Genomic DNA, 4,962 nt, shown 5'->3' on the forward strand with positions numbered 1-4,962 from the left:
GTAAAATATTTGTATTCAATTGGTAAAGAAAAAGTGATTAGCTTAGGTTTTACCGATTTTACTTTCAATGAAGTAAAAGATAAACAAATCAACAAAGGACTTGACTTAGAAGGAGGAATCAATGTGACTCTTCAAATCTCTGTTAAAGACATTTTGAAAGGATTATCAAATAATTCGAAAAATCCAGTTTTTAATAAATCTTTGGCGGATGCCACTGCAAATAAAAAAGGAAATCAAGCTTATATTGATGCATTTTTTGAAGCTTTTGAAGCTAATTCTAAAGGTTCAGTGAAATTAGCGTCACCAGATATTTTTGCCAACAGAAGTTTGCAAGGTGAAGGTGGAGTTACTTTTCAAATGACAGATGCTCAAGTACAAAAAGTAATCAAAAGAAAAGTTGATGAATCTGTTGAAAGTGCTTTTGGAGTATTGAGAAAACGTATCGATAAATTTGGTGTTACTCAGCCTAATATTCAAAAATTAGGGGAGTCTGGACAAATCCTTGTGGAGCTTCCAGGTGCTAAAGATATTGACAGAATCAAAAAATTATTGCAAAGTACTGCTCAATTAGAGTTCTGGGAAACTTATAAAGTTGAAGAAATTGGTAATTTCATCATGGCTGCTAACGAAGCTTTGAAAAAAACTGAAATCGCTAAAGTTGAAACTAAAGCTGTAGCAAAAGATTCATTAAGTGCATTATTGACTGATGGAAAAGATTCTACTGCTACTAAAAAAGGAAATAATCCTATTATTGACAAAATTGTTGCTCAAGGTGGCGGACCAGTTTTAGGTCTTTTCTCTCCAAAAGATACTGCTACAATCAATTCTTACTTCAAAAGAGCAGATATCAGAATTTTATTGGCAGGTGAACAACGTTATGCAAAATTTGTATGGGGGAAACCAACTACAATTAAAGATGCTAAAGAAAAAGAGGTTGAAGTTGTTGAGTTGTATGCATTAAAAGGAAACAGAGATAATGTTGCTTCAATGGGTGGTGGTGTTGTAACTGACGCTAGCGATACTTTTGATCAAATGGGTAAACCAGCTGTTTCTATGCAAATGAATAACGTAGGAGCAAAAGAATGGGAAGAATTAACAGGAAGAGCTTATACTCAAAAAAGTAATATCGCTATCGTTCTTGATGATATTGTATATTCTGCACCAGGTGTTTCAAGTGGACCGATTGCAGGAGGAAGATCTGAGATTTCTGGACAGTTTGATGTTACAGAGACTAAAGATTTAGCGAATGTATTGAGAGCAGGTAAATTACCGGCTGCTGCTGAAATAATCCAGTCTGAAGTTGTAGGTCCATCCTTAGGTCAGGAAGCTATTGATAATGGTACTAATTCTGCAGTAATTGGATTGCTTTTGGTATCTCTTTGGATGATGATCTATTATGGTAAAGCTGGTTGGTATGCAAATATTGCTTTAGCAGTCAACTTATTATTTATGTTTGGAATTTTGGCTAGCTTAGGTGCTGTACTTACATTGCCGGGTATTGCAGGTATCGTTTTAACAATGGGTACTGCAGTTGATGCGAATATCATTATTTATGAAAGAGCAAAAGAGGAATTAAGATCTGGTAAAACTTTGGATGAAGCTGTAAAAGCTTCTTATAGTTGGACAGGTGCTATGCGTTCTATCGTTGATGCAAACGTAACTCACATCTTGACTGGTGCCGTATTGTTTATCTTTGGATCTGGACCAATCAAAGGATTTGCTACTACTTTATTAATTGGTATCATTACCTCTTTGTTTACATCTATCTTTATTGCTAGAATTTTTATTGACAAAAATATTGCAGGTAAAAATGATTTATCTTTTGTAACTAAATTTTCTAAAAATTTCTTTACTAACTTTCATTTTGATTTCTTAGGAATTAAAAAATGGACTTACCTTTTCTCTATTATTGTAACTATTGTAAGTATTGCATCTATTGCAACTCACGGTTTTGATCAAGGTGTCGATTTTGTTGGAGGAAGAACTTTCCAAGTTCGTTTCGAAAAGTCAATGGAGCCTGAGTTGGTTAAAGAAGAATTAACTGCTGTATTTGGTAGTGCTGAGGTTAAAATATTTGGTGAAGATAATCAGTTGAAAATTACAACTAAGTATAAGATTCAGGAGACAGGTAGTGCTGCTGACGAAGATGTAAATAAAAAATTATTCGAAAGTTTGAAAAAGCATTATGCTTCAGGAATGACTTACGATAAATTTATAAATGCTTATGAAGGTAAAAAGTTAGGTGTTGTACAAGCATCAAAAGTTGGACCAACTGTAGCAGAAGATATTAAAACAAATGCATACTGGGCTGTATTAGGAGCAATGCTTATTGTAGGTTTATATTTAGTAATCAGTTTCAGAAAATGGCAATATAGTTTAGGTGCTATTGCTGCGGTAGCGCATGATGTTATCTTCGTATTAGGAGTTTATTCATTGCTTTGGAAATACATGCCTTTCGGTATGGAGATTGACCAACACTTTATTGCGGCTATCTTGACTGTTATTGGTTATTCTATGAATGATACCGTAATTGTATATGACAGAGTACGTGAGTTCTTGGATGGTAAAACAAAAGGTTCGTTCTCTGAAATTGTAAACAAATCTATTAACTCTACAATGTCGAGAACAATCAATACTTCTTTGACGATGATTTTTGTATTGTTAATCATGTTTATTTTCGGTGGAGAGTCTATCAGAGGATTTATCTTTGCAATGCTTATTGGTATTATTATTGGTACTTATTCTTCATTGTTTATTGCAACTCCAGTATTGGTTGATACCATCTCTAAAGATGAGAAGCATGAAGTAGAAGTTAAACATCAGGAAGTGGAAGCCTAGAAATAGTAATCATATATTTTAAAAAAAGATTCAACGAAAGTTGAATCTTTTTTTTGCTTTTTATTGAAATATCTTTTGTTTTCTGAGTATAATTCTAGTTACATTATTTTCATAAAGGTCTCTTTTATTAATTGTATTTCATCTGTATAGATGCTTTTCTTTTTGTTTGCGAAATAGAGAGTGTTTGTCAAAGGAGTTTTTCCTTGCCACAATAGCTTTATTTTTCCACTTTCGAGTTCTGTTTTACACAAGAAATTCGGAATTACCGCCAAGCCACTGCTGTTGCTTAGGCAGCGCACTATGGAGTTTAAATTTGGAACAATATAGTTTGGTCTAAAATCTGCATATTTATTAAAATTAAGTTGCCAAAAACGTCTTAAATGCTCCATGTCTCCAGTAGTTCCATACCATCTTTGTTGTTTTAGCCACAGTTCTATTGCTTCTAAGTCATTTTGTTTTTTTAATGTGTCAAAAGCATCTGAATCTGTTTCGTTGCCACCTATAAGAACTATTGTTTCTGAAGAAAAGGCTTGGTAATCTATAGTGTTCTTTACAATCATTTGTGGAGTAATGATTAAATCTAAAATTCCTTTGTCTAGATTCTCAATCATTTCTGGATATTCTCCAAATTGGATAATCACATTAAATGGAAAGGTTGCCAAATATGGTTCTAAAGTAATCTGGAAGGTTTCAAAACACATTCCAATGCTAATTGTTGGTGTGTTTTTTTCTGTACTGCGCTGGAAGTTTTTTTCTGCTTCTTCTAATTTTGATAATGCATCTGTTATAAAATTATAGAGCACTTTTCCTTTTTCGGTAGGAATCATTTTTCTGCTTGTTCTGTCGAATAATTTATATCCAACGTAACTTTCTAGTGAACTCAAATGCAAACTAACCCCAGGTTGTGAAATAAATAATGCATCTGCTGCACCGGTTAGGGTGCCAGTTTTGTAAATATATTTGAAAGTTCTATACCATTCTAGATTTACCATTTTAATAAGTATTATAATTATGATGCAAATGTATAAATTATGTTATTTTAATAATGGGTTTGTAGGTTGTAAATTTGCACTATCAAATTAATATAAAACAATATGAAAAAGATATTTATAATAAATGGGGGGCAAAAGTTCGGACATTCAGGTGGAAGATTTAATCAAACAATAGCTAATGCGACTGCTGATTTTTTTTTAAATAATAAAAATTTTGAAGTAAAAAGCACTGATGTGAACGATGAGTTTGATCCAGCTCAGGAAGTGGAAAAATTTGTTTGGGCGGATGTAATTATTTATCATACGCCGATTTGGTGGTTCCAATTGCCACATGCTTTCAAGAAATACATAGATGTCGTTTTTACCGAAGGTCATGATAATGGTATTTACAAAAGTGACGGGCGCTCTTCTAAAAATCCTGCAATCAATTACGGTACAGGAGGCATGTTGCACGGGAGAAAATACTTGGTCACTTCTTCTTGGAATGCACCGAAAGAAGCTTTTACATTACCAGGTGAGTTCTTTGGAGAAACAAGTGTTGACGATGGAGTGTTATTTGGATTTCACAGAATGAATGCTTTTACGGGGATGAAGCCTTTAGAAAGCTTACATTTTCATGATGTTATGAAAGGAGCTAACGTGGATAGTGATTTAGAGATGTATAGAAATCATTTGACTCAATTATTTTTGAACTAATTATGGAAATAAATTTGACAGTTATTATCAAAAGTAAATCTGAATGTAGAGAAGAATTGAAAGCTATCTTGGTTGAGTTATCGAGGAATTCTAAGAAGGAAGCCGCCTGTCTTCAGTATGATTTACATCAAAATATAGAAGATCCTGATGTATTCATTCTTCACGAAGTTTGGAAAAATAATGAAGGGCTTGATTTGCATAAAAAACAATCTCATTTTTTGAAATTTAATGAGGCTTCTGAACTTTTTTTAGAAGAAAAAATAACAGTTTTTACGACTTCAAAGATTGGTTAGTAAAAAAAATAGCCACTGAATTTCAGTGGCTATTTTTATAATTAAATAAAATTCAATTTATATTTCAGTGGTCTTCTTTGCAGTAATTACAAAATATAAACCCACTATTATAAACGGAATACTCAACCATTGTCCAGTTGATA

4 protein-coding genes are annotated in these 4,962 nt (G+C 32.8%); 3 read left to right on the forward strand and 1 reads right to left on the reverse strand.

What is annotated here, in order from left to right:
* Positions 1-2,838, forward strand: a 2,838-nt coding sequence (gene secDF, locus VFS71_RS13930) for a protein translocase subunit SecDF (RefSeq protein WP_326401978.1), incomplete at its 5' end; no start/stop codon positions are given.
* A gap of 98 nt (positions 2,839-2,936) precedes the next feature.
* On the opposite strand, the gene VFS71_RS13935 is transcribed toward secDF, so the two are convergent.
* On the reverse strand, positions 2,937-3,830 hold the full coding sequence (locus tag VFS71_RS13935; protein WP_326401980.1) for a LysR family transcriptional regulator: 894 nt from the start codon (positions 3,828-3,830) through the stop codon (positions 2,937-2,939).
* A 102-nt stretch (positions 3,831-3,932) separates the two neighbouring features.
* Between VFS71_RS13935 and VFS71_RS13940 the strand changes: the two genes are divergently transcribed.
* Complete coding sequence (locus VFS71_RS13940) at positions 3,933-4,526, forward strand: NAD(P)H-dependent oxidoreductase (protein WP_326401981.1); 594 nt, start codon at positions 3,933-3,935, stop codon at positions 4,524-4,526.
* Positions 4,527-4,528: 2 nt separating this feature from the next.
* Positions 4,529-4,819, forward strand: a complete 291-nt coding sequence (locus VFS71_RS13945) for a putative quinol monooxygenase (protein ID WP_326401983.1) — start codon at positions 4,529-4,531, stop codon at positions 4,817-4,819.
* Positions 4,820-4,962 lie beyond the last annotated feature (143 nt).

Origin of the sequence: Flavobacterium sp., from assembly GCF_035760125.1 — a bacterium.
Classification (GTDB): Bacteria; Bacteroidota; Bacteroidia; order Flavobacteriales; family Flavobacteriaceae; genus Flavobacterium.